Source organism: Corynebacterium sp. HMSC071F07 (assembly GCF_001810285.1).
GTDB lineage: Bacteria > Actinomycetota > Actinomycetes > Mycobacteriales > Mycobacteriaceae > Corynebacterium > Corynebacterium simulans.
Genome location: NZ_KV800696.1, coordinates 1 through 4,040, shown reverse-complemented (window position 1 = coordinate 4,040; position 4,040 = coordinate 1). Strand labels below are relative to the sequence as shown.

The following is a 4,040-nucleotide window of genomic DNA, read 5'->3' as shown; positions in this document are numbered from 1 at the left end:
GACACCAAAAGAGAGAAACTTTTCTAGTCTTAGAAGTATGAAAGCTGAGGGGAGCTTCGGGGATATATCCCGTGAAACTAGTTCCGCCGCTGCCCGCATGCATGCAGCGGATGCGCATCGTCGTGCGCGCGCTGCGGCGGAGGCCGCAGCCAACGTGTGGGAAGACGAGCTGACGGTACGGACTTCATCTGGCTGGGTACGTGGCACGAGGGAAGAAGATCTCCGTACAGATCGCCCAATTTCCGCGCCCGTGCGCTCTTGGAGGGGCATTCCATTCGGCGCCGATACCAGCGGCGCCCAGCGTTTTCGTGCTGCCGAGAAAGCTCCCAGTTGGGAAGGCGTACGCGAGTGCTATGACTTTGGTCCAGTAGCCCCGCAGCCTATCTATTCTTGGCAAGATCGCGTCGCGGGCGGAGAGGATTGCTTGCATCTCGACGTCGTTCGCCCAGACAACGACGAAAAGCTGCCGGTGGTGGTCTACATCCATGGCGGCAGTTTCATCGTTGGCTCCTCGCACATGCTTATGCTGCGTGGATTCGAACTGGCTGCGCAGATGAACGTGGTCTACGTTTCCATCAACTTCCGTTTGGGGGCGCTGGGCTATTTGGATCTGCGCAGCCTGGGAGGCGAGTGCTCGGCCAATCCAGCGGTATCGGATCAGCTCCTGGCCTTGCAGTGGGTTAAGGAAAATATCGCCGCTTTCGGCGGAGATGATGGCAACATCACCTTGATGGGTGAATCTGCCGGTGGCGCAGCGGTGTTGACACTGATGACGGTGCCGCGTGCGCACGGGCTGTTTCATCGTGCGATTGCGCAGTCGCCGCCGATTGGCATGCTGCATTCGCGGGCGCAATCAACGTTCTGGGCGCGCGAGTTGGTCAACCGTATGGCCTTGCCGCGCGCGGCCAGCGTGGATGATTTGCGCGAGGCTGAATTCGGCGACATAGTGCGCGCCGGCCAATCGATGATGCGGCGTGCGGGCGAGCTTTTCCACTTGAATTCCTGCTACGCGCCCACGGTGGATGACGATCTGATTCCTTTGCATCCGTTGGAGGCTTTCGCCCAAGGCAAACAAGCCGATGTACCGCTTTTGGTGGGGACGAACTCGGACGAGGCGAGCTTTGGCAAGTTTCTCTACCAGCGTCAGAGTGCGCGCCGGCGCGCCGCGTTGCGCCTGCTTGCTTCCTTCGACGAGGTCAACGCCCCAGCGGTGGTGGAGGCCTATGGCGGGGCAGTTGCTCGGCAGGATTTTGCGCACCTGCTTACCGACGCCCTGTTCTGGGCGCCCACCGTACGAGTTGCCGATGCGCACTCGCGGGAGCACGAGACCTGGATGTATCGCTTCGATTTTGCGCCAGCGGCGTTGAAGTGGCTTGGGCTAGGAGCGATGCACTCGATGGAGCTGTCCAATATCTTCGGCGATCCTGGCGCTTCCCGGGTCTCCGCACTGACCCGCATGGGTGATAGTGCCCTGATGGATGACATGACCCAACTCATGCAGTCGCAGTGGTCCTCTTTCATCCATACTGGCCGGCCAAACGAGAACTGGCCGCGCTATGAGCCAAGCCAGCGCAAGACCATGATTTTTGACTCGGAGCCGCAGGTCGTGGTTGCGCCCTTCGAGCGGCGTCGCCAGGCATGGCAGAACTATCACATGCTCGAGTGGGGAAGCGGTCGACCCGAGCTTTTGGCTGCGCTTGGTTTAGAAACACGGCGGCAGGATAACGGGTAGGCTTTGAGGAGCCTTGGTGATAGCCATGGTGACCAACTGCCACATGGATGGATTGCACTGATGAGCTTTTTTGAAGATATCGCTTCTGCGTTGGACGCTGAGGGAATTGAGTCCCGCGTCAATGATGACGTGATGTTTGTGCCCATTACTTCGGATCTTGAGATTCAACTAGTGGAAATTGACCCAATCCTGCCTGCCGCGAATGTCTACATTGCGGCAGCGGATGTGGATGAAGACGATGAAGACTTTGAGGCCGTCCTGGTCTCGGTGGCCTTCTCCGTGGATGATGCAGTTGAGGCTGTGGCAAAGCACATCGCTACCGATCAGGTAGTGACGGTTTTGCGGGACCTGCTGGAAGGCACCGATGAACGCATTGCGGACCTTGAGTTTATGCAGGATGAGTTCAACCCGAACCTCGTCGTGGCTGAGGTGGCTAACGACTCTGAGCTGCGCGTGCTCGTAGAGACTGTCGATGGCGTGCCCTCTGCCATCGTGCGTTTCTTGGCATTCGACTTTGACGAGGAAGAGTATGACGAGCTCGAGGATGAAGCCATCAACGAGCTGTGGGAGCAGGACGAGGACGATGACTTGAGCGAGGAGCAGCGTCTTGCATTGTTTGAGGTCGGCGAGGCTCACGATTCCGCCCCAATCATTGAAGTCCCGGCCGAGGCCTTGGAGCTTGGTACCTACACTGACTTCGATCGCCTCTTTGATGTGCTGAGCTTGGTCTCCGATCAAGCTCTGGACTGGGAGTGTCAGTTGGTTTCCTTCGACGATGCACAGTTTGAGGAGCCCGACGTCTACGACATCTTCGGCGCTGACGACGATGAGGATGAAGCGCTAGATGATGAAGATGATGATGTCATCGATGACTACGATGACGAGGATGAGCTCTAAACTGGGCGCCGTATCGGGCCTCTTCCGCAATCGCTGGCGTCAACTAAGCGTCCTCTTCTCGGTGCTGGTTGCCGCAGGCGCGTGGTCTATGTCGACATCCCCGCAGTTCCGGGAGATAACCTATACCTTCTCGAGCCCTTTGACCATCACCATTTGGGCGTTGGGCTTGGTTGCAACTGCGGGCCTATTACTTTCTAGGTACGGGCTATTTCCGCGCTATATGATGTTCAACCCCGTGATGGGGATGGCGCTGAATATGCTTATTGGCTCTTTGGTGGTAGGAACGAACATCCCCTTTTATTTCGATACTTTGGGCACTATCGTGGTTGCCATTTTGTATGGGCCTACCTTGGGTATGGCTACAGGCCTCGGCGCTTCTGTGCTGAGCGCTAGTTATGCTGCGCATCCTTTAGCCTTTATCCCTGTGTCCATGTTCGTAGGGTATATCTTCGGTGCGCTGGCGCAACGGCGCATGTTCCGTTACGTGGCAACCACCATCGTGATTGGCCTGCTGGCCGGATGCTTGTCCGGCATGCTTGTCGTCTATCCCACGATCTATTCGCTCGGTGGGGAAGGCGATATCGGGCGTGAAGGCCTGTTGAACTTCTACCAGATGGTAACTGGAAATGACCGCTTGGCCATTATCTGCCAGGCGCTTACCTCTGATTCCATTGACAAGGCCTTCACGGTCGTTGCGGCGTGTCTCCTCATCCGTTTTGCCCCTGCCGGCTTGCGGTCCTATGCCGTCTATCCCGGAAACGCAGCAATTGCGGATAGCGTCTTCCGTGAAAATAGCGAAAACCTTGGGCACGGCGATGGCATTCGCCGCGGTTTGCGCTATATGGACCGTGGTATCAGCCGCTATGCTGCCTGGCTAAAGCCTGCGAAGAGTGAGACTGGAGAGTGAACCGGAAGGTAGGCACTGTCAACCAGCCACACGAACCGCTGCGCTTCGGCATTGGTTAGCTCGTGGACAGCGTTTGCTAGCTCCGGCGGCACCATTGCACGCACCCATGCTTCGGCAAGCTCCGGGGTAACAGAGGCTCCTGTCGAATCAGTAATTCGTACTGAGACGAGATACGCGGGCACTCGGTCTTCGCCATAGCCCAAGACTCGTGCGCGGGCGCGCTCGCCCACACGATGGCGCGTTATTGCCATGGTTAGTGCCGGAAAGCCTGCTACTGCCGGAAGCTCCTTTAATGGTGGCCGCCATGTTGGCGTGGGCCGCGCCAGCGAGCGTGGATGGCGCACTATCCCGTTTAGAGCGTTGAGCGTTTCTGTTTCATGGAAGAGGATGTCAGCGGCTATCTCGCCGGCGCGGAGGCGCTCGGACACATGCGAATGGCTATGGGTAGTGCGTGCACGCCGGCTTGCGGCGTGGCGGATGCCGAAACAGGTGAAGCGTCCTGGG

4 protein-coding genes are annotated in these 4,040 nt (G+C 58.0%); 3 read left to right on the top strand and 1 reads right to left on the bottom strand.

The genetic code is table 11. The features are described 5' to 3' along the window. Positions 1 to 37 precede the first annotated feature (37 nt). From HMPREF2724_RS02985 to HMPREF2724_RS02975, 3 genes are read left to right on the top strand one after another with little or no spacing between them, the layout of a single operon-like run. Positions 38 to 1,732 (top strand): carboxylesterase/lipase family protein, encoded by a 1,695-nt coding sequence (locus HMPREF2724_RS02985; RefSeq protein ID WP_070587082.1) that lies wholly within the window; start codon positions 38 to 40, stop codon positions 1,730 to 1,732. Between the two features lie 60 nt (positions 1,733 to 1,792). Then, positions 1,793 to 2,629: a hypothetical protein gene (locus HMPREF2724_RS02980; RefSeq protein WP_062035418.1), complete on the top strand. Its 837-nt coding sequence runs from the start codon at positions 1,793 to 1,795 to the stop codon at positions 2,627 to 2,629. Further along, on the top strand, positions 2,619 to 3,536 hold the full coding sequence (locus HMPREF2724_RS02975; protein ID WP_141744855.1) for an ECF transporter S component: 918 nt from the start codon (positions 2,619 to 2,621) through the stop codon (positions 3,534 to 3,536). Before HMPREF2724_RS02980 ends, HMPREF2724_RS02975 begins: the two co-directional genes overlap by 11 nt. On the opposite strand, the gene HMPREF2724_RS12275 is transcribed toward HMPREF2724_RS02975, so the two are convergent. Continuing rightward, entirely contained in the window at positions 3,491 to 3,964 is a 474-nt protein-coding gene (locus HMPREF2724_RS12275; RefSeq protein ID WP_083306079.1) for a hypothetical protein, read from the bottom strand. The two genes, HMPREF2724_RS02975 and HMPREF2724_RS12275, sit on opposite strands and share 46 nt — an antisense overlap. Between the last annotated feature and the right edge of the window lie 76 nt (positions 3,965 to 4,040).